Annotated in this window: 28 protein-coding genes; all 28 read left to right on the forward strand. The window is 36.8% G+C overall.

All coding sequences use genetic code 11. The features are described from left to right. Positions 1 to 4 precede the first annotated feature (4 nt). The gene (ffh, locus tag QN089_RS03605) at positions 5 to 1,360 is read left to right on the forward strand and encodes a signal recognition particle protein (RefSeq protein ID WP_068454948.1); all 1,356 of its coding nucleotides are present in this window, start codon (positions 5 to 7) and stop codon (positions 1,358 to 1,360) included. Between the two features lie 156 nt (positions 1,361 to 1,516). Then, positions 1,517 to 1,789: a 30S ribosomal protein S16 gene (gene rpsP / locus QN089_RS03610; protein ID WP_068454945.1), complete on the forward strand. Its 273-nt coding sequence runs from the start codon at positions 1,517 to 1,519 to the stop codon at positions 1,787 to 1,789. A 32-nt stretch (positions 1,790 to 1,821) separates the two neighbouring features. Next, the gene (locus QN089_RS03615; protein WP_068454942.1) at positions 1,822 to 2,055 is read left to right on the forward strand and encodes a KH domain-containing protein; all 234 of its coding nucleotides are present in this window, start codon (positions 1,822 to 1,824) and stop codon (positions 2,053 to 2,055) included. A gap of 64 nt (positions 2,056 to 2,119) precedes the next feature. Next, positions 2,120 to 2,635, forward strand: coding sequence for a ribosome maturation factor RimM (rimM, locus tag QN089_RS03620; RefSeq protein WP_068454939.1), 516 nt, complete (start codon positions 2,120 to 2,122; stop codon positions 2,633 to 2,635). After that, positions 2,635 to 3,372 (forward strand): tRNA (guanosine(37)-N1)-methyltransferase TrmD, encoded by a 738-nt coding sequence (gene trmD / locus QN089_RS03625; RefSeq protein ID WP_068457516.1) that lies wholly within the window; start codon positions 2,635 to 2,637, stop codon positions 3,370 to 3,372. Before rimM ends, trmD begins: the two co-directional genes overlap by 1 nt. A 136-nt stretch (positions 3,373 to 3,508) precedes the next feature. Further along, a complete protein-coding gene (gene rplS / locus QN089_RS03630) occupies positions 3,509 to 3,853 on the forward strand; it encodes a 50S ribosomal protein L19 (protein ID WP_068454936.1) in 345 nt (114 codons plus the stop codon). Positions 3,854 to 3,965: 112 nt separating this feature from the next. After that, entirely contained in the window at positions 3,966 to 4,532 is a 567-nt protein-coding gene (lepB, locus tag QN089_RS03635; RefSeq protein WP_068454933.1) for a signal peptidase I, read from the forward strand. 16 nt (positions 4,533 to 4,548) lie between these two features. Then, a complete protein-coding gene (ylqF, locus tag QN089_RS03640; RefSeq protein ID WP_068454930.1) occupies positions 4,549 to 5,403 on the forward strand; it encodes a ribosome biogenesis GTPase YlqF in 855 nt (284 codons plus the stop codon). A gap of 104 nt (positions 5,404 to 5,507) precedes the next feature. Next, positions 5,508 to 6,278, forward strand: coding sequence for a ribonuclease HII (locus QN089_RS03645; protein ID WP_087680173.1), 771 nt, complete (start codon positions 5,508 to 5,510; stop codon positions 6,276 to 6,278). A 7-nt stretch (positions 6,279 to 6,285) separates the two neighbouring features. Beyond that, positions 6,286 to 8,289: a hypothetical protein gene (locus tag QN089_RS03650; RefSeq protein WP_285215982.1), complete on the forward strand. Its 2,004-nt coding sequence runs from the start codon at positions 6,286 to 6,288 to the stop codon at positions 8,287 to 8,289. Beyond that, positions 8,286 to 8,564, forward strand: a complete 279-nt coding sequence (locus QN089_RS03655) for an EscU/YscU/HrcU family type III secretion system export apparatus switch protein (protein WP_285215983.1) — start codon at positions 8,286 to 8,288, stop codon at positions 8,562 to 8,564. The genes QN089_RS03650 and QN089_RS03655 overlap by 4 nt, the downstream gene beginning before the upstream one ends. Positions 8,565 to 8,735: 171 nt before the next feature. Beyond that, the gene (sucC, locus tag QN089_RS03660; protein ID WP_068454917.1) at positions 8,736 to 9,896 is read left to right on the forward strand and encodes an ADP-forming succinate--CoA ligase subunit beta; all 1,161 of its coding nucleotides are present in this window, start codon (positions 8,736 to 8,738) and stop codon (positions 9,894 to 9,896) included. Positions 9,897 to 9,913: 17 nt separating this feature from the next. Beyond that, positions 9,914 to 10,816 (forward strand): succinate--CoA ligase subunit alpha, encoded by a 903-nt coding sequence (sucD, locus tag QN089_RS03665; protein ID WP_068454914.1) that lies wholly within the window; start codon positions 9,914 to 9,916, stop codon positions 10,814 to 10,816. A 118-nt stretch (positions 10,817 to 10,934) separates the two neighbouring features. Continuing rightward, positions 10,935 to 11,825, forward strand: coding sequence for a DNA-processing protein DprA (gene dprA, locus QN089_RS03670; protein WP_285215984.1), 891 nt, complete (start codon positions 10,935 to 10,937; stop codon positions 11,823 to 11,825). Between the two features lie 94 nt (positions 11,826 to 11,919). After that, positions 11,920 to 14,007, forward strand: a complete 2,088-nt coding sequence (gene topA, locus QN089_RS03675) for a type I DNA topoisomerase (RefSeq protein WP_087680169.1) — start codon at positions 11,920 to 11,922, stop codon at positions 14,005 to 14,007. A 151-nt stretch (positions 14,008 to 14,158) separates the two neighbouring features. Then, a complete protein-coding gene (gene trmFO, locus QN089_RS03680) occupies positions 14,159 to 15,469 on the forward strand; it encodes an FADH(2)-oxidizing methylenetetrahydrofolate--tRNA-(uracil(54)-C(5))-methyltransferase TrmFO (RefSeq protein ID WP_285215985.1) in 1,311 nt (436 codons plus the stop codon). A 263-nt stretch (positions 15,470 to 15,732) separates the two neighbouring features. Further along, complete coding sequence (gene xerC, locus QN089_RS03685) at positions 15,733 to 16,632, forward strand: tyrosine recombinase XerC (protein WP_285215986.1); 900 nt, start codon at positions 15,733 to 15,735, stop codon at positions 16,630 to 16,632. A 20-nt stretch (positions 16,633 to 16,652) separates the two neighbouring features. Then, on the forward strand, positions 16,653 to 17,198 hold the full coding sequence (gene hslV, locus QN089_RS03690) for an ATP-dependent protease subunit HslV (RefSeq protein ID WP_068454899.1): 546 nt from the start codon (positions 16,653 to 16,655) through the stop codon (positions 17,196 to 17,198). After that, entirely contained in the window at positions 17,195 to 18,589 is a 1,395-nt protein-coding gene (hslU, locus tag QN089_RS03695) for an ATP-dependent protease ATPase subunit HslU (protein WP_285215987.1), read from the forward strand. Before hslV ends, hslU begins: the two co-directional genes overlap by 4 nt. An 83-nt stretch (positions 18,590 to 18,672) precedes the next feature. After that, complete coding sequence (codY, locus tag QN089_RS03700; RefSeq protein WP_068454893.1) at positions 18,673 to 19,452, forward strand: GTP-sensing pleiotropic transcriptional regulator CodY; 780 nt, start codon at positions 18,673 to 18,675, stop codon at positions 19,450 to 19,452. Positions 19,453 to 20,156: 704 nt separating this feature from the next. After that, the gene (gene flgB / locus QN089_RS03705; protein ID WP_285215988.1) at positions 20,157 to 20,549 is read left to right on the forward strand and encodes a flagellar basal body rod protein FlgB; all 393 of its coding nucleotides are present in this window, start codon (positions 20,157 to 20,159) and stop codon (positions 20,547 to 20,549) included. A gap of 2 nt (positions 20,550 to 20,551) precedes the next feature. Next, complete coding sequence (flgC, locus tag QN089_RS03710; RefSeq protein ID WP_068454887.1) at positions 20,552 to 21,016, forward strand: flagellar basal body rod protein FlgC; 465 nt, start codon at positions 20,552 to 20,554, stop codon at positions 21,014 to 21,016. A 24-nt stretch (positions 21,017 to 21,040) separates the two neighbouring features. Then, positions 21,041 to 21,343, forward strand: a complete 303-nt coding sequence (fliE, locus tag QN089_RS03715) for a flagellar hook-basal body complex protein FliE (protein WP_087680168.1) — start codon at positions 21,041 to 21,043, stop codon at positions 21,341 to 21,343. A gap of 45 nt (positions 21,344 to 21,388) precedes the next feature. Beyond that, the gene (gene fliF / locus QN089_RS03720) at positions 21,389 to 22,993 is read left to right on the forward strand and encodes a flagellar basal-body MS-ring/collar protein FliF (RefSeq protein ID WP_068454881.1); all 1,605 of its coding nucleotides are present in this window, start codon (positions 21,389 to 21,391) and stop codon (positions 22,991 to 22,993) included. Positions 22,994 to 23,011: 18 nt separating this feature from the next. Then, complete coding sequence (gene fliG, locus QN089_RS03725; protein ID WP_068454878.1) at positions 23,012 to 24,028, forward strand: flagellar motor switch protein FliG; 1,017 nt, start codon at positions 23,012 to 23,014, stop codon at positions 24,026 to 24,028. Further along, complete coding sequence (gene fliH, locus QN089_RS03730; protein WP_285215989.1) at positions 24,021 to 24,791, forward strand: flagellar assembly protein FliH; 771 nt, start codon at positions 24,021 to 24,023, stop codon at positions 24,789 to 24,791. The genes fliG and fliH overlap by 8 nt, the downstream gene beginning before the upstream one ends. Before the next feature lie 6 nt (positions 24,792 to 24,797). Next, entirely contained in the window at positions 24,798 to 26,120 is a 1,323-nt protein-coding gene (fliI, locus tag QN089_RS03735; protein ID WP_068454872.1) for a flagellar protein export ATPase FliI, read from the forward strand. Continuing rightward, complete coding sequence (fliJ, locus tag QN089_RS03740) at positions 26,120 to 26,572, forward strand: flagellar export protein FliJ (RefSeq protein ID WP_276309720.1); 453 nt, start codon at positions 26,120 to 26,122, stop codon at positions 26,570 to 26,572. The genes fliI and fliJ overlap by 1 nt, the downstream gene beginning before the upstream one ends. Position 26,573: the final 1 nt, after the last annotated feature.

The following is a 26,573-nucleotide window of genomic DNA, read 5'->3' on the forward strand; positions in this document are numbered from 1 at the left end:
AATTATGGCTTTTGAGGGTTTAGCAGAGCGACTCCAAAGTACGATTCAAAAGATTAAAGGGAAGGGTAAAATTAACGAACAAGACGTTAAAGAAATGATGCGCGAAGTTCGTTTCGCTTTAATCGAAGCCGATGTTAACTTAAAAGTAGTAAAACAATTTGTTAAAACTGTAAGTGAACGTGCAATTGGTCAAGACGTCATGAAAAGTTTAACACCAGGTCAACAAGTTATTAAAATTGTACAAGATGAGTTGACGAATTTAATGGGTGGCGAACAAAGTCTTGTTAAATTTGCGACGAAACCACCAACTGTTATTATGATGGTCGGTTTACAAGGTGCCGGTAAAACGACAACTACAGGTAAATTAGCAAATCTATTACGTAAAAAATACAATAAAAAACCGTTGCTTGTAGCAGCCGATGTTTATCGTCCAGCAGCTGTAAAGCAATTAGAAACACTAGGTAAGCAATTAGGTATTCCTGTATTCCAAAAAGGTACAGAAGTATCGCCAGTTGATATTGCTAAAGAAGCATTAGAACATGCCAAAGAAGAACATCTCGATGTTGTGATTATCGATACAGCTGGTCGCTTGCACATTGATGAAAATCTCATGCAAGAATTAAAAGATATTCGCGCTTTAAAAGAGCCAGATGAAATCTTCTTAGTTGTGGATGCAATGACAGGTCAAGATGCTGTCAACGTTGCGAACAGCTTTAATGAAGCAGTTGGCATCACAGGTGTTGTTTTAACAAAATTAGACGGTGATACACGTGGTGGTGCGGCGCTATCTATTCGTACAGTAACTGAAAAACCGATTAAATTTGTCGGTATGGGTGAAAAAATGGATGCGCTTGAAACATTCCACCCAGAGCGTATGGCATCACGTATTTTAGGTATGGGTGATGTTTTATCATTAATCGAAAAAGCACAGGCACAAGTAGATGAAGATAAAGCAAAAGAATTAGAAGAAAAGTTTAAAACACAAACTTTTACATTTGATGATTTCCTAGAGCAAATGGCTCAAGTGAAAAAAATGGGACCATTAGAAGATATCTTGAAAATGATTCCAGGTGTGAATAAAATGAAGGGCTTAGATAATATTAATTTTGATGATAAACAAATTGATCATATCGAAGCCATCATTCAATCGATGACGATTGCAGAGAAAACCAACCCTGAAATTATTAACGCAAGTCGCAAAAAGCGTATTGCAAAAGGTTCAGGTTGTACGGTTCAAGAAGTAAATCGTCTCATTAAGCAATTTGATGAAATGAAAAAAATGATGAAGCAAATGACAGGTATGTCGACTAAGAATAAGAAAAAGTTCAAATTACCGGGAATGGATTCATTATTTAAATAAAATAATGTGTGTTAAGAAAAAATACTTTACAAGCTATTGTAATTTCATTTGATTTAAGGTAAAATAATGTGTGTTAAGAATAAACACTTTACAAACAATCGAAAGCTTGATATTATACTATCTTGTGTGAAACTTATTCGGAGGTGCAAAATAAACATGGCAGTTAAAATTCGTTTAAAACGTATGGGTGCTAACAAAGCTCCTTTCTACCGTATCGTAGTTGCTGATTCACGTTCACCACGTGACGGTCGTTCAATCGAAACAATCGGTACTTTCAATCCATTAACTTCTCCTGAGGAAGTTAAAATCGACGAAGCTAAAGCTTTAGCTTGGTTAGGTAACGGTGCGAAACCATCAGATACAGTACGTAACTTGTTCTCAAAACAAGGAATCATGGAAAAATTCCATAACTCAAAAAAAGGTAACTAATATTACTTTTTAAATAATCGGGGGTGACATTTGTGGAACAACTGATCGAAACAATCGTAAAACCTTTAGTCGATTTTCCGGATGATGTGAACATTACTGTTCAAGAGAGTTCGAATCGAATTGTTTATAAGCTTTCTGTAAATCCTCGTGATGTCGGAAAGGTCATTGGCAAACAAGGTAGCGTTGCAAAAGCAATTCGTGCAATTGTTTACTCAGCCGCAAGCAGTCACCGCATGAAGAAGACATACGTCGATATTCAAGATTAGCAGAAAAGGAGGGAGCTTATGTTCCTTCCTTTTTTGTTTAAAAAAATTAAAAGAGGTGTATCCAATGGAATGGTTTAACGTAGGAAAAATCGTCAATACACATGGTATTCGTGGTGAGGTACGTGTCATTTCGCAAACAGACTTCCCAGAAGAACGTTACGAAGTAGGCGCAGAATTAGGTATTTTTATTCCAGGTGAAAAAAAACCAACAATCGTAAAAGTGGCTTCTGCACGTGCGCATAAAAACTTTATCTTACTGACATTTGAAGGATATCCATTCATCCAAGATGTAGAAAAATTCAAAGGTTCGGAATTAAAAATTCACGAAAAATATTTAGATGATCTTGGTGATGATGAGTTCTACTATCACGAAATCGTAGGTTGTACGGTATTCGATGAAGAAGATAATGAGATTGGTGAGATTACAGAGATTCTTCAAACAGGTGCAAATGACGTTTGGACAGTTAAAGGTGTAAATGGCAAAATGCATTATATCCCTGTCATTTTAGACGTTGTGAAAGAAGTCGATGTTGATGAAAAACGCATCACAATTGAACTGATGGATGGCTTATTATCATGATGAATATCCACGTATTATCGTTATTCCCTGATATGTTTGAAGGTGTTTTCGGTTCGTCTATTCTAAAGAAAGCACAAGAAAAAGGCGCTGTACAAATGAATGTGACAGATTTTCGTTCTTTTTCACAAAATAAGCATAATCAAGTAGATGATTATCCTTATGGTGGTGGTGCAGGAATGGTGCTGAAGCCAGAACCTCTTTTCCATGCAGTAGAAGATTTAGTCGCACAAGGTAAAAAGCCGCGCATTATTTTAATGTGTCCTCAAGGTGAGCGCTACGATCAAAAGAAAGCAGAAGAATTGGCTAAGGAAGAAGATTTAATCTTCTTATGTGGTCACTATGAAGGGTATGATGAGCGCATTCGAGAGTACCTTGTAACCGATGAAATCTCAATTGGTGATTTTGTACTAACAGGTGGCGAATTAGCCGCTATGACGGTCATTGATAGTGTCGTACGCCTTCTTCCAGGTGTTTTAGGGCAAGAAGCCTCTCACGTAAATGATTCGTTTTCAACAGGTTTACTTGAGCATCCACACTATACACGTCCTGCTGATTTTCGCGGCATGAAAGTTCCAGATGTTTTAATGTCAGGGAATCATGCAAAAATTGAGCAATGGCGTATGGAGCAATCATTAAAGAGAACGTTTGAGCGTCGTCCAGATTTGCTTGAACATATTGAATTAACAAAAGAGCAACAAGCTTATTTAAAACAATTAAAAAATAATTCAAAGCTGTAAAGTATATTAGCTTGCAAGCGACTTTGAAGTATGATAGTATTTAAAATGCATTTCCTATGAGGAATGCCGTATTACGATGTTCCGCTGTAGCAACCAAGAGCGATCTATAAGAGCATCTGTCTAAGGAGAGAATAAAATGTCAAACATTATTACAGAAATTACTAAAGATCAATTACGTACAGACATCCCTGCATTCCGTGCTGGTGATACTGTAAGCATCGACGTTAAAATCGTTGAGGGTACTCGCGAACGTATCCAAAAATACGAAGGCGTTGTAATCAAACGTCGTGGTGGCGGTATTAGCGAAACTTTCACAGTGCGTAAAATTTCTTACGGTGTTGGTGTAGAACGTACATTCCCTGTACATACACCAAAAATCGCTAGCTTAACAGTTACTCGTCGCGGTAAAGTACGTCGTGCGAAACTATACTACCTACGTAACCTACGTGGTAAAGCAGCTCGTATCAAAGAAATTCGCTAATTTCTTAGCTGTTAAAGAGAGTACTATCCAATCGATTTCTTTTGGATAGTGCTTTTTGCCTGTAAAAAGAAATCCTTGTACAATGAGTATAGAATGTAGAGGGAGGCGTGCTATGGAAACGAAACAAAAGAAAGAAAAGAATGAGCTATGGGAATGGACGAAAGCTTTAATTATCGCTTTTGCATTAGCAGCCTTCATTCGTTATGTGCTATTTACACCGATTGTCGTAGATGGGGAGTCGATGATGCCTACTTTACACAGTGGTGATCGAATGGTTGTGAATAAAGTTTCTTACAAGATTTCCGATATTCATCATAGCGATATTGTCGTTTTCCACGCTCCGGAGAAAAGAGATTATATTAAGCGTGTAATTGGTTTGCCGGGTGATACGATTGAATACAAGAATGATGTATTATATCGGAATGGTAAGGCGATTGACGAACCTTATTTACAACAATTTAAAAAAGCCATTCAAGATGGTGGCACATTAACAGAAGATTTTCAATTACAAGACTATGTACAAAAAGACAGAGTACCAGAAGGATATGTATTTGTAATGGGTGATAATCGACGTAATAGTAAAGATAGTCGACATATCGGACTCATTCCAGAGAACAAAATTATCGGTAAAGCGAGTATCGTTTTCTGGCCACTCGATCAATTTGGCTTAGTGAAATAGATGTAGGAGTGAGAGAATGACCATTCAATGGTTCCCAGGGCATATGGCGAAAGCTCGCCGTCAAGTAACAGAAAATTTAAAGCTAGTCGATATCGTATTTGAACTAATCGATGCGCGTTTACCGATGTCATCACGTAATCCAATGCTAGATGATATTATTCACCAAAAAAATCGTTTACTTATTTTGAATAAAGCAGATATGGCTGATGAAGTACAAACAAAGCGTTGGGTCCAATATTTCACAGATAAAGGACATCATGTTGTTGCGGTCAATTCGCTTGATTCAAAAGGTTTAAAGCGTGTTGTAAAGGCAGCAGAAGCAGTGCTGAAGCCAAAATGGGATCGTATGCGTGCAAAAGGTTTAAAAACACGTGCTATTCGTGCGATGATTGTTGGGATTCCGAACGTTGGTAAATCTACAATGATTAACCGTTTAGCGAAGAAAAATATCGCAAGAACAGGTAATACACCAGGTGTGACGCGTTCACAACAATGGATTAAAGTTGAAAAAGAACTTGAATTACTTGATACGCCCGGAATTTTATGGCCGAAGTTTGAAGACCAAGAAGTAGGTTATAAGCTAGCTTTGACAGGCGCGATTAAAGATACGATTACGAACATGGATGATTTAGCGATTTATGGATTACGTTTCTTAGAAAAATACTATCCAACTCGTTTAGAAGAACGCTATAAAATTACAACTGTTGCAGAAGAAGTGGTGGAGACATTCGATCATATCGGACGTTTACGTAATGTAAAAGCAGCAGGTGGAGAAATCGACTATGATCAAGTATCAGAATTAATTGTACGCGATATTCGTAATGAGCATTTAGGAAAGTTAACATTCGATTTCGTCGAAGATTATGAATAATGCAATCTAAGGCTGTTCTTTCGCTATAATAAAGCGAGAGGGCAGTTTTTTTATATAAAAATAAGAAAAAGAACCGATAGAAAAGTTAGATGAGAGGGAATTAGATGAAGACAATTAAAGCGATTAAAGAAGCGTTAGCACAAGAACATACATGGCAAGAATGGATGACGGAACTTGAACAAGATGAACGAGAAGGTGTAAAGAAAGCACTGCAATCTTGGAAACGTCAGCAAGAAAAAAGAGAGAAGCTACAACAAGAGCATGAAGCGAAAATTCAATTTGATGATGCCTATCGTACACATGAAGGATCATACATTGCAGGAACGGATGAAGCAGGTCGTGGGCCACTAGCAGGACCTGTTGTGACTGCGGCAGTTATTTTACCAGCCAAATGTGATGCATTAATTGGGTTAAATGACTCGAAACAACTATCACTTGAAAAAAGAGAACAATTTATGCGACTCATTGAAGAACATGCTCTTGCAAGTTATATTCACTTTCAATCAGAAGAAGCAATTGATACATTGAATATTTACGAAGCGACAAGACAATCGATGAAGGCATCAATTGAAGGTTTATCAATTCAACCTGATTTTGTATTAGCCGATGCGATGACATTGGATATTACAATTCCACAAGAATCGGTTATTAAAGGAGATGCGAAAAGTTTAGCGATTGCTGCAGCTTCTATTTTAGCGAAAACCGCGCGTGATCATTATATGGAACAAATGGATGAAAAGTATCCAGGCTATGGATTTGCGAAACATGCGGGTTATGGCACAAAACAACATCTAGAAGCCATTCAACATTTAGGTGTGACACCGATTCATCGTAAGACATTTGAACCAATTAAATCGATGTTACAAAAGGAGTGAGAGAACTATGAATTTATCTGGTGTGAATGTGGGGCAAATTCAAGGAGCTGCGAATACTGCGCAACCTGTTTCGATGCAGGAAGGACAAGTGTTACACGGAACTATTAAAAAATTGTATCCAAATCAACAAGCTGAAATTAATATTGGCGGTCAGAAGATGATGGCGAAACTTGAAACACCAATGCAAGCAGGAAATACACATTTCTTTCAAGTAACCGCAACAACGCCCGATTTAACGTTAAAAATGGTTAGTGGTCCAGTTGATGAAAAAGCATCCTTAATGGATCAAACTAAACAAATGATTGATACGATGAAATTGCCACAAACAAAAGAGATGCAACAGATTGTGTCGCAATTAGTTAAAAATAATATTCCGTTTAATAAAGAGCAATTAATAGCAGCGGAACAATTATTAAAAGGTGCAAATGGTGCTGAAAGACCTCAAGCATTGGATGCTTTACAAAAGATGATTGAATTGAAACTACCCATGACATCAACAAGTTTACAAGCCGTTATGGAAGGGAGTTTAAAAGGTGGTTTTACAAATTTACTTGGAAATTTAGAGCAATCAATTCGACTAGATACACAATTAGCATCTCAATTAAAAGAAGCGATCTTACAACAGTTGGCACAGCTGAAGTCACCTTTAAGTGAACAAACTGGAAATATTGCACTTGGAAAATTACTTGGTAGTAATACACCAGAAGCAGGGCAAATTTTACAACAAGCGGGTGTTGGAGCAAAAGCGGAAACGACTGACATTGTAAAACAGTTATTTCAACAATTTAAGACGGAACCGAATGAAGCCATTCGTCAATTGTTACAACAGCCGATGACGAAAGAGAATTTGCAAAACTTATCGCAAGCGATTCAACAACATCCGACTTTAACAAAAGATCAACAACAAGCGATTCAGCAGGCGATTACGCGTATGCAATTAGCGCCGAGTGCATCGAATCAAGCGCAAGTCATTCAAGAAGTCACAACACAACTAGCAAGTGCGAAGGAGAGTATTCCTCAGTTGATGAGCCAACTGAAAAACGCAACAGCTGAAACGCAACCAGCGATTATTCAAAAGTTAGCTACTGCTATTGCAGAGAATCCGACTTTAACCATGCAACAAAAACAAGAAGTGATTGCACAATTAGGACAAGTGCAGAAGAATGGGGCTGAAAACGTCTTTAAAGCGCTTGTAACTGCTTTTTCAACACAAGTTGGTTTACAACCTACAGAAGAAGCAACAAGTCAATTAAGCCAATTACTAGGCGTTTCAAAAGACCAGTTAAGTTCACTTATGCAAAATCTAACACGTACATTGCAGCAACAATCGACACCTTTTGCACAGCAAATGTTACAAGATGTTGAAAATCTGCAAATGACCCAATTATCTGGACATGCTGTACAAGCTTCCATGAAAAAGACACTAAGTGAGCTTGGATTGAGTCTTGAAGCGAACATTTTACAATCGAACCCAGAGCAGGCGCAGCTCTCATCGACATTGAAATCACTCATGCATGCCCTTGTCCATGAAAATGTCACAAATTCGACAAGAAATTTAGCAGAGCAAGTAATTGGACGTATGAATGGACAACAATTACTGTCAATGGATCAAGGACAACAGCAACAAATCGTTATGCAAATCCCATTACAATTCTTCGGAAAACGAATTGATGCGACATTACAGTGGTCAGGAAGCAAGAATAAGGATGGGAAAATAGACTCAAATTTTGCACGAATTATGTTCTATTTACATCTTGAAAATCTGCATGAAACGGTTATAGATATGCAAGTGCAAAGTCGCGTTGTGACGCTAAATATTTATACTGAAAATCAGCAAAGTCAAGGGATAATTGACCCTTTAAAAGAGGTGTTAAAGGCTCGATTAGCAGAGCAAGATTATCGCCTTTCAGGTGTTTTTCTGAAAAAGTTCGATGAGCCTAAACCAACTGTTAAACAACAGTCGAAAATCATCGGCAAAAGTGAAGATGGAGGGGTCGACTTTAGAATATGAAAAAAGAAAATCGTAAAGAAGCTGTCGCCTTATCATTTAATCCTGAACAATCAGAAGCACCAAAAGTCATTGCGAAGGGAAAGGGGCTTGTTGCGGACTCTATTTTGAACAAAGCACAAGAAAGTGGTGTGCCAATTCAAGAGGATCCAAACCTAGTACAGTTATTAGGACAGTTAAATCTAAATGAATCTATCCCTGAAGAACTGTATCAAGCTGTAGCGGAAGTATTTGCATTTATTTACAAATTAGACCGAATTAATGGTAAAAATAAATAAAAAAAACACTGATTTTTTATGCGAAAATCAGTGTTTTTTTACATTAATTTAGAAAAAAGGCGTATATTGAATGATATTTTAGCATAAAATAGATTGTGGACAACTTTTTGAATATTTAATACAATGGAGGAGAAGTAGCAATGCTTTACAATTGAGATGGGAGGCAATTTGATGAATATCCATGAATATCAAGGTAAAGAAATTCTTCGCCAATACGGGGTGGCGGTTCCGAAAGGACGCGTAGCTTTTTCTCCAGAGGAAGCAGTGAATGTGGCGAAAGAACTGAGCTCAGATGTTATGGTAGTAAAAGCTCAGATACATGCAGGGGGTCGAGGTAAAGCAGGCGGTGTTAAAATTGCGCGCAACCTCGAAGAAGTACGTGCTTATGCGAAAGAGTTATTAGGAAAAGTTCTTGTAACACATCAAACAGGTCCACAAGGTAAAGAAGTGAAACGACTGTATGTTGAAGAAGGTTCAGACATTAAGAAAGAATATTACTTAAGTTTAGTCGTAGACCGTCAAACATCACGCGTTACATTAATGGGTTCCGAAGAAGGCGGTATGAACATAGAAGAAGTCGCTGAAGAAACACCAGAAAAAATCTTCACAGAAGTAATTGATCCAGTGGTAGGTTTAACAGGTTTCCAAGCACGTCGTTTAGCGTTCAATATCAACATTCCAAAACACCTAGTAAATAAAGCTGTGAAATTAATGCTTGGTATTTACGAAGCATTCATTGATAAAGATGCATCAATTTTAGAAATTAACCCACTTGCTGTAACAGGTGATGATGAGGTAATCGCATTAGATGCGAAATTTAACTTTGATAGCAACGCATTATATCGTCATAAAGATATCGTCGAGTTACGTGATTACGATGAAGAAGATGAAAAGGAAATTGAAGCATCAAAATACGATTTAAGTTACATCGCATTAGATGGTAACATTGGTTGTATGGTAAATGGTGCTGGTTTAGCTATGGCTACTATGGATACAATTAGTTACTACGGTGGTTCACCGGCTAACTTCTTGGACGTTGGGGGCGGTGCTTCTGCTGAAAAAGTAAAAGAAGCATTTAAAATTATCCTTTCTGACCAACAAGTTAAAGGTATTTTCGTTAATATCTTTGGTGGGATTATGAAGTGTGACGTAATTGCTGAAGGTGTAGTAAAAGCAGCTTCAGAACTAGGATTAGAAGTACCGCTTGTTGTGCGTTTAGAAGGTACAAACGTAACAAAAGGTAAAGAAATTCTAAATGAATCAGGCTTAAATATTACTGCAGCTTCATCATTAGCAGATGGCGCAGAAAAAATCGTAAAACTTGTTGGATAAGAGAGGCGGACTATAAAATGGCTATTTTTATTGATAAAGATACAAAAGTGTTAGTTCAAGGGATTACAGGCTCTACAGCTCTTTTCCATACGAAGCAAATGCTTGAATATGGAACAAAAATTGTGGCAGGTGTTACACCAGGTAAAGCAGGCACAGTAGTTGAAGGTGTTCCGGTATTCAATACTGTTTCAGATGCAGTTGCAGAAACTGGTGCAAACGTATCCGTAATCTATGTACCAGCACCATTCGCAGCAGATGCAATTTTAGAAGCTGTAGACGCAGAATTAGATATGGTGATCTGTATTACAGAACATATTCCTGTAATCGATATGGTAAAAGTGAAACGTTATATGGAAGGCAAGAAAACACGTTTAATCGGACCAAACTGCCCAGGTGTTATTACAGCAGATGAGTGTAAAATCGGTATTATGCCAGGATACATCCATACAAAAGGTCATGTAGGTGTTGTATCTCGTTCTGGTACATTAACGTATGAAGCAGTACATCAATTAACTGAAGCTGGAATTGGCCAAACGACAGCAGTTGGTATTGGTGGAGACCCAGTAAACGGTACAAACTTCGTGGATGTTTTAAAAGCATTTGAAGAAGATCCAGAAACATATGGTGTTGTAATGATTGGTGAGATTGGCGGTACAGCTGAGGAAGAAGCAGCTGAATTCGTTAAAAATCACATGACAAAACCAGTTGTCGGTTTCATCGGTGGTCAAACAGCACCTCCAGGAAAACGTATGGGTCACGCAGGCGCGATTATCTCAGGTGGTAAAGGTACAGCAGCTGACAAAATCAAGGCTTTAAATGAAGCCGGTATTGAAGTTGCACCAACACCAGCAGCAATCGGTGAAACATTTATTAAAGTTATCAAAGAAAAAGGTCTATACGAAAAGTGTAAAACACATTAAGATGTAAATAGATGAGCTAATTATTTTAGCTACGAGTAAACAGGAATCTTGCGCAAGCGGTTCCTGTTTTTCGTTGCTAGAAATCAGGTCATCTTTATATGAAGAGGAGGCGAATGCCATGCATCCATTTGACGCGGCACTTCACGCACTACATTATGTGCGTCAGTACCCACTGAATCGCTTGTACCCCTTATTACAAGTAGATCCAGAACTTGAAACCCTCCCTCATATGAAACCCTCACAACTTGCATACTATTTTCAAATTACATTAAAACAAGCAATACAACTTCATGCAGAATTTCATCAAGTTTACCAAACAGACTGGCATGCTTTTTATGCAAAACAGCAGATAGTCCCAATCCCATTTTATAATGAACACTATCCTATTTCTTTACTAGATGTGTATGATCCACCCGCGATGCTTTACTGTAAAGGTGACATAACGTTATTGCAAAAATATAAAAAAATCGCTATAGTTGGTTCAAGAAAAGCTACCAATTATTCACAAAAATGTTTAACAGCTATCATACCACCTCTTATTTCGCAAAATATCGCGATTGTAAGCGGTTTAGCGAGAGGGGCAGATAGAATGGCTCATGAGACAACAATCGCTCATTTAGGCAATACTATAGCTGTTTTAGGAAATGGTTTACATTATCACTATCCGAGGGAACATAAAACATTGCAGCTAGAAATGGAAAAAAAACATCTCGTTTTAACAGAATATCCACCGCATATGCCACCTCAAAAGTGGCAGTTTCCGAAAAGAAATCGCATCATAAGTGGACTGAGTGATGGTATTGTACTAACTGAAGCAGAATTAAAGAGTGGAACAATGAGTACAGTTGAATATGGTTTGGATCACGGTAGAAATATTTTTTCAGTTCCTGGAGATATTTTTTCACCCCTCTCTGCAGGTCCAAATAAGTTGATATATGAGGGTGCAACGCCTGTTTTACATGGGCAACAAATAATAGAAGAAATGAAGAATAATTCATCACGAAAATGAAAAATGGTTGCAAAACTTGATTTTCTGTTATACATTTTGCAACAGGTAATTGTTTTCAAAATATGAAACTTCACCTCTACAAGGGGGCAAACACATGTCGGATTATTTAGTTATAGTGGAATCGCCCGCAAAAGCAAAAACAATCGAGCGATATTTAGGAAAAAAATATAAAGTAAAAGCTTCCATTGGTCATGTGCGTGATTTACCACGTAGCCAAACAGGAATTGATACAGAGAACAACTATGAACCGCGTTATATTACAATTCGAGGCAAAGGTCCTGTCTTACAGGAATTAAAAACAGCTGCTAAAAAAGCAAAAAAAATCTATCTCGCAGCCGATCCAGACCGCGAAGGAGAAGCGATTGCTTGGCATTTAGCAACTGCTTTAAATATTGATATTGAATCAGATTGTCGCGTTGTTTTTAATGAGATTACAAAAGATGCAATCAAAGAATCATTCAAACATCCACGTCCAATCGATTTAGACTTAGTTGATGCACAACAAGCACGTCGTATTTTAGACCGTCTTGTTGGATATAATATTAGTCCTTTACTATGGAAGAAAGTCAAAAAAGGTTTGTCAGCAGGTCGTGTTCAATCAATTGCACTGCGTCTGATTATTGACCGTGAAAACGAAATTAAAAACTTCCAACCAGAAGAATATTGGTCAATCGAAGCTTCTTTTGAAAAAGGTAAAAAAGTATTCGATGCAGCATTCTATGGTACGACAAGCGATAAAATTAAATTAACAAATGAAGCCGAAGTTCAAAACATATTAAAACAAATCAAAGGTGAAGATTTTGAAGTGGCAAAAGTTTTAAAGCGTGAGCGTAAGCGTAATGCAGCGCCGTCATTCACAACATCTTCTTTACAACAAGAAGCAGCGCGTAAATTAAACTTTAGAGCAAAGAAAACGATGATGTTAGCACAGCAATTATACGAAGGAATTGACCTTGGTAAAAAAGCAGGTGGCATTGTCGGGTTAATTACCTACATGCGTACAGACTCAACGCGTATTTCAGAAACAGCGAAAAAAGAAGCGCATGAATACATTCTTGAAAATTATGGTGAAGAATATACAACACCTGTTGAACAACAAGCGAAAAAATCTGAAAAGGCACAGGATGCCCATGAAGCAATTCGTCCAACATCAACAATGCGTCATCCGGATACATTAAAAACAGTTTTATCTCGTGACCAACTTCGTTTATACCGTTTAATTTGGGAACGATTCATCGCCAGTCAAATGGCTTCTGCTGTATTAGATACAGTAACAGCAGACTTACAAAACGGTGATTTACTATTCCGTGCAACTGGTTCACAAGTGAAGTTCCCAGGTTTCATGAAGGTATATATCGAAGGTTCAGATGACCAAAAAGAAGAAAAATCTAAAGATAAGTTATTACCACCGATGGAACAAGGCGATCTTGTTAAAACGGTTGAAATTGAACCGAAACAACATTTCACGCAGCCACCACCACGTTTTTCAGAGGCACGTCTTGTTAAAACGTTAGAAGAGCTAGGTATAGGTCGTCCATCTACGTATGCACCAACGCTAGATACAATTCAAAAGCGTGGTTATGTCACACTTGAAACAAAGCGCTTTGTACCAACGGAGCTAGGTGAAATTGTGCATAGTCTAGTGCTTGAATTCTTCTCAGACATTGTGAATATTGAATTTACAGCGAAGATGGAGAATGACTTAGACTTAATCGAAGAAGGACAAAAGCAGTGGGTAGAAGTCATTGATGAATTCTACAAAGACTTTGAAAAAGACTTGAAACATGCGGAAGTAGCGATGGAAAAAGTCGAAATCAAAGATGAACCTGCAGGAGAAGACTGTGAATTATGCGGTCATCCGATGGTATTTAAATTAGGTCGATACGGTAAATTCATGGCATGTAGCAACTTCCCAGAATGTCGTAACACAAAAGCGATTGTGAAGGAAATTGGTGTGAAATGTCCAACATGTAAAGAAGGCGAAATTGTTGAGCGTAAGAGTAAAACAAAACGTATCTTCTACGGTTGTAATCGTTATCCAGACTGTGACTTTGTATCATGGGATAAACCAATCAGTCGTCCATGTCCGAAATGTAACGAAATGCTTGTTGAAAAGAAAATCAAAAAAGGTGTTCAAATTCAATGTACGTCTTGTGACTACAAAGAAGAACCGACACAATAAAACAAAAGAAGGAGTCGTTTTTAAACGGCTTCTTTTTCTATGTTAGGAACAATATTTCGCGTAAATAACACTTTCAAGCTAAGCTATTTTTATGATACAGTAAGCAAGAACATTTTATTTTAAGAAGTAGAGAAAGTAGGTCGTACAATCCATGACATATGTAAATGTAATTGGTGCTGGTTTAGCAGGTAGTGAAGCAGCATGGCAAATTGCCAAACGTGGTATTCAAGTAAAACTTTATGAGATGCGTCCAGTAAAACAAACACCGGCACATCATACAGATAAATTCGCAGAGCTTGTATGTTCAAACTCATTGCGCGCAAATAACTTAACAAATGCAGTTGGCGTAATTAAAGAAGAAATGCGTAAACTTGATTCAATTATTATTGAAGCAGCAGATTCTTGTTCAGTACCAGCAGGTGGCGCTTTAGCAGTTGACCGTCATGAGTTTGCTGGCTATGTAACAGAAAAAGTGAAAAATCACCCGCTTGTTGAAGTGATTCATGAGGAAGTAACTGAGATTCCGAAAGATGGTATTACCGTAATTGCAACAGGTCCGTTAACATCACCAGAACTTGCAAAATCTATTCAAGAGGCGACAGGACAAGACTATCTATACTTCTATGATGCAGCAGCTCCAATCATTGAAAAAGATAGCATTGATATGGATAAAGTGTATTTAAAATCACGCTATGATAAAGGCGAGGCAGCATACCTAAACTGCCCAATGAACGAAGAAGAATTTAATGCTTTCCAACAAGCTTTAATTGAAGCAGAAGTAGCACCTTTAAAAGAATTTGAAAAAGAGAAGTATTTTGAAGGGTGTATGCCAATTGAAGTAATGGCAGCACGTGGTCCGAAAACGATGCTATTTGGTCCAATGAAGCCAGTAGGTTTAGAAGATCCTAAAACGGGCAAACGTCCACATGCCGTTGTTCAACTTCGTCAAGATGACGCAGCTGGAACACTATATAATATAGTAGGTTTCCAAACGCATCTAAAATGGGGCGAGCAAAAACGTGTATTCCAAATGATTCCTGGACTTGAGAATGTTGAAATCGTTCGTTATGGTGTCATGCACCGTAATACATTCATCAACTCACCAAAAGTATTAGCACCGACATATCAATTAAAATCACAACCGAACGTATTCTTTGCAGGTCAAATGACAGGTGTTGAAGGATATGTAGAGTCAGCTGGTAGTGGTCTAATTGCAGGGATTAATGCGGCGCGTATGGCAATGGAACAAGATTTAAAAATCTTCCCTGCTGAAACAGCGCTTGGTAGTATGGCGCGCTATATTACAGAAGCAGATTCAAAACACTTCCAACCAATGAATGTAAACTTCGGTTTATTCCCAGCACTTGGTGAAAAAATTCGCTCAAAACAAGAACGCGGCGAAAAACATGCTGAACGTGCTTTAGCAAGTATTGAAGCATATATTGAGTTCGAAAAATTGTAAAAAAGTCCACCTAGTACGGACATTTGTTTGTATTAGAAAAAGATTTGATAAAGCCGAGCAAAGTTGATATACTTTGTTAGGCTTTTTTATTGTGTTTTTGACTTGTGTGCTATTTAATGGCATGTCCTTTTTTAGTACAGTTCACGAAAACGCCGTAAATCTACAGAAAATTAGCATAGTCAATATAATTTGAAGTGCTTTGACTTTCTTTTATTTTCTGATAATGCGAAAATAAAAGAAAGTATGGAAAACGAGGTGTTCAAATGCGTATTAGTCAACATGAAGCACTCCAACAATTTATTACATATATTCAGTTGGAGAAAAACTATTCTGCTCTAACATCTGAAGCGTATCAACAAGACTTACAAGAATTCTTTTCATTTTTAAAACAAGAACAAGTAACTACGCTAGAAGAAGTAGAATATGTACATGCGCGTTTGTTTGTCACACAACTATACAACGAAGAAAAAGCAAGGGCGACAATCTCACGAAAGATTTCGTCTATTCGTTCGTTCTTTCGCTTTTTAAACCGTGAGTTTCAGTTGAATGATGCATCTTTCCAATCGCTTTATCATCCTAAAAAAGAAAGTCGACTACCACGCTTTTTTTATGAGGAAGAATTGAAAATGCTATTTGAAGCAAATGAAGGGGAAACACCTAAAGAGAAAAGAGAACTCGCAATTTTGGAGTTATTATATGCAACAGGCATTCGCGTAAGTGAATTAACATCGATTCAATTAAAAGATGTTGATTTTTCATTAAGTATTTTACGCGTAATGGGGAAAGGGAGAAAAGAACGATATGTTCCTTTTGGACAATTTGCACACGAAGCTTTGCAACTGTATGTGACCGATGCGCGTCCTATTTTAATGAAGAAACAGCAACATGATTCGCTTTTTGTTAATATGAGAGGTGAGCGACTAACTGCTCGTGGTGTACGGTATATTTTGAATGAGATGGTAAAAAAAACAGAATTAACGACGACGATTTATCCACATATGATTCGTCATACATTTGCCACACATTTATTAAATCAAGGGGCAGACTTACGTACAGTGCAAGAGCTACTTGGACATGCAAGCTTATCATCTACACAGGTGTACACCCATGTCACCAAGGAACATCTTCGCAATACCTATATGAACGCTCATCCAAGAGCGTAAAATGACGAGGAGTGAGCAATATGGAATTACATGCAACAACGATTTTTGCAATCCAACATAAAGGGCAGAGTGCAATGGCTGGTGACGGTCAAGTAACACTCGGAAATTCAGTTGTAATGAAGCATACAGCAAGAAAAGTAAGACGATTGTTTAATGGACAAGTGCTTGCTGGTTTTGCAGGTTCTGTAGCAGATGCTTTTACGCTCTTTGAAATGTTTGAGGGTAAATTAGTTGAGTACAATGGTAACTTACAACGTGCAGCTGTAGAAGTAGCCAAGCAATGGCGCGGCGATAAAATGTTACAAAAATTAGAAGCACTTTTACTTGTAATGAACAAGGATACACTACTACTTGTGTCTGGTTCTGGAGAAGTAATTGAACCAGATGACGGGATTTTAGCAATCGGTTCAGGTGGGAATTATGCGTTATCAGCAGGTAGAGCTTTAAAACAATATGCAGGTGAACAAATGACAGCAAGAGAAATTGCAGAGGCTTCACTAAATATAGCTGCAGATATTTGTGTCTTTACAAACCATAATATTATTTTGGAGGACTTAGACATATGAATGAACAAACACCAAAACAAATGACAGAGTATCTCGATCGTTATATTGTCGGTCAAACGAATGCAAAAAAGTCTGTAGCGGTTGCATTACGTAATCGTTATAGAAGACAACTACTATCTGAAGAAATGCGCGAAGAAGTTGTACCGAAAAATATTTTAATGATTGGACCAACAGGTGTTGGTAAAACAGAAATTGCACGACGAATTGCAAAATTAGTTAAAGCACCTTTCTTAAAAATTGAAGCAACAAAATTCACAGAAGTCGGCTATGTAGGACGCGATGTAGAATCGATGGTGCGTGATTTAGTTGAGGTGTCTGTTCGCCTTGTAAAAGAAGAAAAACGTGCAGAAGTAAAAGACGAAGCAGAAATATTAGCGAATGAAAAAATCGTGAAATTACTTGTACCAAGTCTCAAAAAGAAAAAGCAAGCAAATACGACGAATCCATTCGAAATGTTATTTGGTGGTCAACAACCTCAAGAAGAAACAACGGAGGATGATCCACAAATTCGTGTTAAACGTTCTCAAGTGGCAGAAGATTTAAAAGCTTTGAAACTTGAACAAGAGATTGTAACAATCGAAGTGACAGAGCAACCTTCTAATATGTTAGGTGCTTTTACAGGTATGCCAGGTATGGATATGGGTGGTAATAATATTGGGGACTTACTGTCAAATATGATGCCATCACAGAAGAAAAAACGTAAAGTGACAGTGGAAGAAGCACGTCGTTTATTAACAATTGAAGAAGCAAATAAATTAATCGATGAAGATGAAGTATCGGCAGAGGCTGTTCGACGCGCAGAACAATCAGGAATTATCTTCATTGATGAAATCGATAAGATTGCTGTAAAAGGTAATAGTGGTGGTCCTGGTGTGTCACGTGAAGGTGTACAGCGTGATATTTTACCAATTGTTGAAGGTTCAACTGTGAATACAAAATACGGTAGTGTCCGTACAGACTTTATGCTATTTATCGCAGCAGGTGCATTCCACATGTCAAAACCATCTGATTTAATTCCAGAATTACAGGGACGATTCCCGATTCGCGTTGAATTAGATAAGCTGACAAAAGAAGATTTTGTACGCATTTTAAAAGAACCACATCATTCACTAATTACACAATATAAAGCACTTTTAGCAACAGAAGGTGTTGAAATTGACTTTACAGATGAAGCAGTTGATAAGTTAGCTGAAATTGCTTCAAAAGTAAATCAAGAGACGGATAATATTGGTGCACGCCGTCTGCACACTATTTTAGAAAAGTTATTAGAAGAATTATCATTTGAAGCTTCAGATATCTCACCAGCACATATTGATATCACGCCAGCTTATGTAGAGCAAAAATTAGGTGATATTGCTGAGGACAAAGATTTGTCAGAGTTTATCTTATAGTTTATAATGTGAATTGAACAAACAATTAAAAAACTTTTGAATTTTCTGTAAATAATAGAAAATTCATGGGAGGACATAAATCAATGAATTTATTAGAAAAAATCCGTAAAATTAACTCGATGCTACAAGCATCAGCTGGTAAAGCGGTTAACTTTAAGGAAATGGCGAATACTTTAGGTATGGTAATTGAAAGTAACGTATTCATCGTTAGTCGTAAAGGTAAGTTATTAGGTATTGAGATTAACCAACAAATTGAGAATGAACGTACTGCAAAAATGTTTGAAGAACGTCAATTCCCAGAAGATTATACAAAAAAACTATATGACTTTAGCGAAACTGTATCCAATATCGACGTTGACGATGAACATACAGCATTCCCAGTTGAAAATCGTGATGTATTTAAAAACGGTTTAACAACAATCGTACCAATCAATGGTGCTGGTGAACGTTTAGGTACACTAATTCTTGCGCGCATTGATAACCGTTTTGAAGACGAGGATTTAATCCTTGCTGAGTACGGTGCAACTGTAGTTGGTATGGAGATTCTTCGTGAAAAAGCAGAGGAAATCGAAGAAGAAGCACGTTCAAAAGCTGTCGTACAAATGGCAATTAATTCATTATCTTATAGTGAGTTAGAAGCAATTGAGCATATCTTTGAAGAGTTAGATGGTTCTGAAGGTTTATTAGTTGCCTCTAAAATTGCAGATCGTGTAGGGATTACACGTTCAGTAATCGTAAACGCATTACGTAAGTTAGAGTCAGCGGGTGTAATTGAATCACGTTCTTTAGGTATGAAGGGAACGTATATTAAAGTATTAAACGCAAAATTCCTAACAGCATTAGCTGAAATTAAAATGCGTTAATTAAAAGAATAAAAGCTTGAGGCACAAAGCTGTTGTCTCAAGCTTTTTTTATTCCAAAGATATACAAATTTTTATTTTTGCGTTATATTTTGTTAGAAGGTAGAAGAATGGATTTTTTAAAAAACAATATATTCCTTTAAAGTACATATTTTCAATATTAAAATATGTATTTTTTGTGAAGTTAAAAAAAGGGGTAACAAAAAATAGTTGATATACCAACCTTCTTTATTGTTTTTTTGATAATTATTAAAATCTCTGAGATAAAAAGCGAAAAAATATACTTTTTGAAAAAGCTTTGAAATGTTATAGTATTCACTTGAGGACGAGGCAACAGTAATTTTCTCATATCTTACAAATCGAAAAAAATTCGTCTAGTAAAAAAGTCTTTCTAATTTTATGATGAGGTTTTTCAAACAATTTAATTTAGAATTTGAAGATTATTTTTAATTGTTTCTAAACGAATTGAAAAGGACTTAAGATGGGTGTATAAAGTAACATGGTGATAGTGTAAACTTCTGAAAACAACATTGAGATGATGGAAAAACTTTTGTATGCAATAAAACTAGCTCCTAAACAATAAAATAAGTATTTATACCTATTCTAATGTATCTAATATCAATAGACACTTTGGATTATCTTTATTACAATTATAATAGCTAAAGAAAAATTTCCTACGTAAATGAAAAAGTAATGAGGTGAGTTAATTGGATCTTTTTGGGGGAACAATTAAAAATCTAGAAAATGGATTAAATTATGCAACGGTCAGACAAAAAACAATTGCACAAAATATCGCAAATGTAGATACACCGAACTATAAAGCAAAATCAGTTAGTTTTAAAGATTTACTACAAGAAGCAAATAATGAAGTTTTAACAGCAAATCGTACAGATGCAAGACATATTAACTTCACTGGTGAATCGACAACACAAGGCGTATATAGTTATGCAAATTTAAAATACCGTCAAGATGGTAATGGTGTTGACATGGATACAGAACAAGCTAATTTAGCTAAAAATGCAATTTACTATAATGCTCTAATTGAACGAGTAAGTAGTAAGTTCAATACGTTACAAACTGTGCTCAAAGGAGGTAACTAGAAATGTCGATTTTTCAAAGTTTAGATACGACTGGTTCAGCCTTAACAGCGCAACGTTTAAGAATGGATGTTATTTCATCGAATATGGCAAATGCTGAAACAACTCGCGCACGTCAAGTGAATGGTGAGTGGGAACCATATAGAAGAAAATCAGTTGTCCTGACAGCGCAAGAAGGTTCAGGGTCTTTTGCGAGCCATTTGAATGCAGCGATTGGCTCAAGTAGTAAGTCAGCAGGAAATGGCGTAAAGGTAACACGAATTTCAGAAGATAATGAAACACCTTTTAAATTATCATATGATCCAAGTAATCCAGATGCTGATGAACAAGGCTATGTGAGGTTACCAAACATTGATTCTTTAAAAGAGATGACAGATTTAATATCAGCAACACGATCGTATGAAGCAAATGTAACCGTATTTAATGCAAATAAAGCAATGTTAACAAAGGCTCTGGAAATAGGAAAATAATAAAAAATAGAAGGGGTGAATCCGATGGATGTTTCACAAGTAGGTCTTACACAACCGATTGCACCAACACTGAATCAAGCTGCACCAACCAATCAAGTTGAATCAAAAGTGAGTTTTGGAGACACATTGAAACAAGCGATTAATTCGGTAAACGAAGCACAACAAAAATCCGATTTAATGACGAATAAACTAATTGCAGGCCAAGACGTTGAACTGTCAGATGTTATGATTACTGCTCAAAAAGCAAGCGTCACATTAAATACAGCATTGCAAATTAGAAATAAAGCAGTAGAAGCTTATCAAGAAATTATGCGAATGTCTGTTTAATTTGTAGCAAAGACGTATTTAATGTAATCGGAGGCCAAACATGATATGAATGAAAGAATAACCAAACTAAGAACCGATTTGACTAATTTTTGGAAGAGTAGGTCAAAACGACAAAAAGGAACAATGATTGGTTTATTAGCAGCCATTATTATTGGTGCAGCACTCATTACATACTTTATGACACGTGTAACGTATTCACCATTATATTCAAATTTGACAGCGGCAGAAGTGGGTCAAATCAAAGCACAATTAGATACACAGGGTGTTAAGTATGAAATTACTGCAGGTGGTACAGCTATTTCAGTACCATCAGATAAAGTAGATGAATTGGTAGTAAACTTAGCTGCTCAAGGTCTTCCAAAGAGCGGTGAAATTGATTATTCATTTTTCTCACAAAATGCAAGTTTTGGTATGACGGATAATGAATTTAATGTTATTAAAGTAGCATCTATTCAAACTGAATTAGCGAATTTAATGAAAAACATCGATGGTGTTAAAGATGCTAAAGTTATGTTGAACTTACCAGAACAAAGTACATTTGTTAGTGAAAGTGATAAAAATAAAGATGCGAGTGCTTCTATTGTTTTAAATACAGCACCTGGACAGCAGTTTAGTGAAGAACAAATTCGTACATTATATAACCTAGTAGCTAAAAGTGTGCCGAATCTAAGTACTGATAATATTGTCATTACGAATCAATACAATGAATATTTTGATTTAGCAGGTGGCGATGCAGAATCATCGAATGTAGCGAATGCAGGAAATCAATTGGCAGTTAAAAAGCAAATTGAAAGAGATTTACAACGTCAAGTACAAGGTCTACTAAGTAATATTATGGGTAACGGAAAAGCAATTGTAACAGTTACTTCTGATATTGACTTTACAAAAGAGAATCGTGAAGAAAATTTAGTTGAACCAGTAGACAAAGAGAATATGTCCGGTATCGAAATTAGCGCTCAAAAAATCAATGAAACATATACAGGGAATGCAGCTGGTGCAACTGGAACACCAGAAGCCGAAACAAATACAGATAATTTTACAAACTATCAAGAAGGAACAAGTAATGGCAATGGTGATTACGAAAAAACTTCTGAAACAGTAAATAAAGAAGTGAATCGAATTAAACGTCAGATTGTAGAAAGTCCATATCGTATTCGTGATTTAGGCATTCAAGTGGTAGTTGAACCACCAACAGCCGATGATCCAGCTTCATTAGATCCAGCAACGCAAAATGATATTAAAACGATGTTAGATTCAGTTGTTCGTACATCGATTGATAAGAGTTCGGCAGGAACATTATCTGACGAAGCAGTTGATCAAAAAGTAACCGTTTCTGTGCAACAATTAAACGGTAAACCAGATACAACACCGAATACAACACCAGCAATTCCTTGGTGGGTATGGGTAATCGGTGGTATTTTAGTTGTTGTAATTGCATTATTAGCATTCTTCATTATTCGCTCACGTCGTCGTCAAGATGAAGAGGAATACGAGGAGTATGATGAAGAATTTGATGAGATTAATGTAGATGATATATCAGATGAAAAAGAGACAGAAGGCACTGTGAGAAGAAAACAACTTGAAAAAATGGCGAAAGAAAAACCAGAAGACTTCGCTAAGTTACTTCGATCATGGATTTCTGAAGAATAGGAATGGGAGGTTAATGCAGTGGCAACAAAGAAAGAGAAAGAATTATCTGGCAAACAGAAAGCTGCACTCTTGTTAATTTCTTTGGGACCTGAGGTGTCGGCATCGGTTTATAAACATTTAAATGAAGAAGAAATCGAACGTTTAACATTAGAGATTTCGAGTGTAAAGCGTGTTGAACCAGAAATTAAAGAAGAAATTATAGAAGAGTTTCATAATATTGCATTAGCGCAAGATTATATTTCACAAGGTGGTATTGGTTACGCTAAAACTGTATTAGAAAAGGCACTTGGAAACGACCAAGCACAGGCGATTATTAATCGCCTAACTTCTTCTTTACAAGTAAGACCTTTTGATTTTGCTCGTCGTACAGATCCAGCGCAAATTTTTAACTTTATTCAAAATGAGCATCCACAAACAATCGCTTTAATTTTATCTTATCTCGAACCACAACAAGCGGGAACGATTTTATCGTCGTTACCACAAGAAGTGCAAGCAGACATTGCGAAGCGTATTGCAACGATGGAATCGACTTCACCAGAAGTAATTAGTGAGATTGAGTCTGTTTTAGAAAGAAAGCTATCGTCTACAATGACACAAGACTACACAGAAACGGGTGGCGTAGATGCAGTTGTAGAAGTTCTGAATGGTGTAGATCGTCAAACAGAAAAAACAATTTTGGATGCACTCGAAATTCAAGATCCAGAACTTGCAGAAGAAATCAAGAAGCGCATGTTTGTATTCGAAGATATCGTCACATTGGACAACCGTTCGATTCAACGTGTTATTCGTGATGCAGAAAATGCTGATTTAATGTTAGCGATGAAAGTATCGAGTGAAGATGTAAAAAGTATTCTATTTAAAAATATGTCACAACGTATGGCAGAGACATTCCAAGAAGAGATGGAAGTTATGGGACCTGTTCGTTTACGTGATGTTGAAGAAGCACAAACAAGAATTGTTGCGATTACAAGACGTTTAGAAGACGCAGGCGAAATTATTATTGCTCGTGGCGGAGGAGATGACGTCATTGTCTAGAATTATTCGTTCCACAGCTGAAGAATCAAATATACGTGAAATTAAAATTCGTAAATTTTCTTTTACAGAAGAATTGGAAACAGGTGAAATAGAAGGGAATATGTCTGTGCCCTCTATTTTAGATGAACAAAATCGTATTCGGCAAAGCTTTGAAGAGGAAGTAGCAAGTACGCGTGCACAAATGGCACAAGAACAACAAGCGCTTCAAGAAAGCTTGGCACAACAACGTCAAGATTGGGAACTAGAAAAACAACAATTACAACAACAGGCATATGAAGAAGGTTTTCAAAAAGGTTATGCAGATGGCGAGATGAAAATTCGTGAAGACCTGCAACAAAAAGTAAATGAAGCAAATGAATTAGTTCATGCAGCCGTTGAAAATGGAAATGTATACTTACAAGAACAAGAACGTATTATTTTAGATTTAGCAATTGAATCTGCAAATCGAATAATCGGACGCAAAATTGAAGAAAATCCAGATGTGTTTTTAGATATTGTGAAGCGGGCATTGGTAGAAGTAAGAGAATCTGAGTTTATTAAAGTATTTACTTCAAGTACATACTATTCATATGTAACAAGTAAGCGAGATGAACTCGAAACACTGTTACCACCGAACTTATTATTTACAGTGTTTGTTGATGATCAATTAGATGAAACAGCATGTTATATCGAAAGTAATCATGGGCGTATGATTGTTACGCTAGATGAACAGTTAAATGAATTAAAAAAAATATTATTAGCAATTTTAGAAAGTGAGGATTGAACGTGAATGAAAGCAGTCGACTTATTAAAACGAATTACCGAAGTACCGACGTTTAAAAAGTACGGTCGTGTGTCAAGAGTTGTCGGCTTAATGATTGAATCCAATGGACCAGCCAGTTCGATTGGGGATGTCTGCAAAATTCACGTACATTCTTCTCATACAGGTCATCAAGAAATTTTGGCTGAAGTAGTTGGTTTTAAAGATGACATTGTTGTTCTAATGCCTTTTACATCATTAAAGGATATCTCGATTGGTTGTTTGGTAGAAGGTACGAACCAACCTCTTGAAATAAAAGTAGGTCCAGAACTTATAGGGAAAATTTTAGATTCGATGGGGCGACCGATTGACGGTTCATTATTACCACGAGGCTTAGCTACGGTACAAACGGAAGGAGAGCCACCTAATCCGTTAACAAGACCACCAATTAATGACACATTAGAAGTTGGCGTAAAAGCGATTGATGGAATGTTGACGGTTGGGAATGGTCAGCGTATCGGTATCTTTGCTGGCTCTGGTGTTGGTAAAAGTACATTATTAGGTATGATTGCCCGCAATACAAAAGCTGATTTGAACGTTATTGCGTTAATTGGTGAGCGTGGTCGTGAGGTGCGTGAATTTATTGAGCGTGATTTAGGGCCTGAAGGTTTAAAACGTTCCATTGTGGTGGCTGCAACGTCAGACCAGCCTGCATTGATGCGTATTAAAGGTGCTTTTACAGCAACAGCTATTGCAGAATATTTTAGAGAACAGGGCTTAAATGTCATGCTCATGATGGACTCTGTTACACGTGTAGCGATGGCGCAGCGTGAGGTTGGACTGGCAACAGGGGAACCCCCAGCGCAAAAGGGTTATACCCCTTCTGTTTTTGCGATTTTACCAAAACTCTTAGAACGAACGGGTACAAATGAAAAAGGCTCAATCACAGCTTTTTATACGGTCTTAGTAGATGGTGATGATATGAATGAGCCGATTGCTGATACTGTACGAGGTATTCTTGATGGCCATATCGTATTAGACCGGAACTTGGCAAATAGAGGGCAATATCCTGCGATTAATATTTTAAAATCAGTTAGTCGTTTAATGAATCATATTGCAACACCTGAACACGTAGTAGCCGCAACAAAATTGAGAGAACTTTATTATACGTATATGAAAAATGAAGATTTAATTAATATTGGTGCATATAAAAGAGGCTCTTCACAAGAAGTGGATCAAGCGATTCAATATGAACCAATCATTACGTCGTTTTTAAAACAAGGTTTTATGGACCCCGTTTCAATGGAACAAACTGTGAATGAATTAACGAATCTTGCAAGAGGTGTTATGTAGTGGCGAATGCTTATCAATATCGTTTTAGTCAAGTAATGGACATAAAAGAGCAAGAAAAGAATGAAGCCGAAATGGCTTATAAAGAATCAGTTACTTCTTTTGAAGAAATCGCTACACATATGTATGACGCATTAAAAAAGAAAGAAGACTTACTTGCATTTCAACAAGAAAAAATGCAGTCGGGTCTTAGTATTTTAGAAATGCATAATTATGCGAATTTTATTGATAGTATGGAAAAAAAGATTGCTGATTTACAAGAAAAAGTTATTCAAGCACGTTCGAAAATGCAATGGTTTGAAGAAAAACTTTTAGAAGTATCGCTTGAATTTAAAAAATATGAAAAAATGCAAGAACGTGATTATGAGGCCTATCAAAAAGAAGAAGATCGTTTAGAAATGATTCAATTAGATGAGATTTCGCAAATTGCATTTTATAACAAGGAAGTATGGTGAA

This window comes from Kurthia sp. YJT4, assembly GCF_030219945.1.
Lineage (GTDB): Bacteria > Bacillota > Bacilli > Bacillales_A > Planococcaceae > Kurthia > Kurthia gibsonii.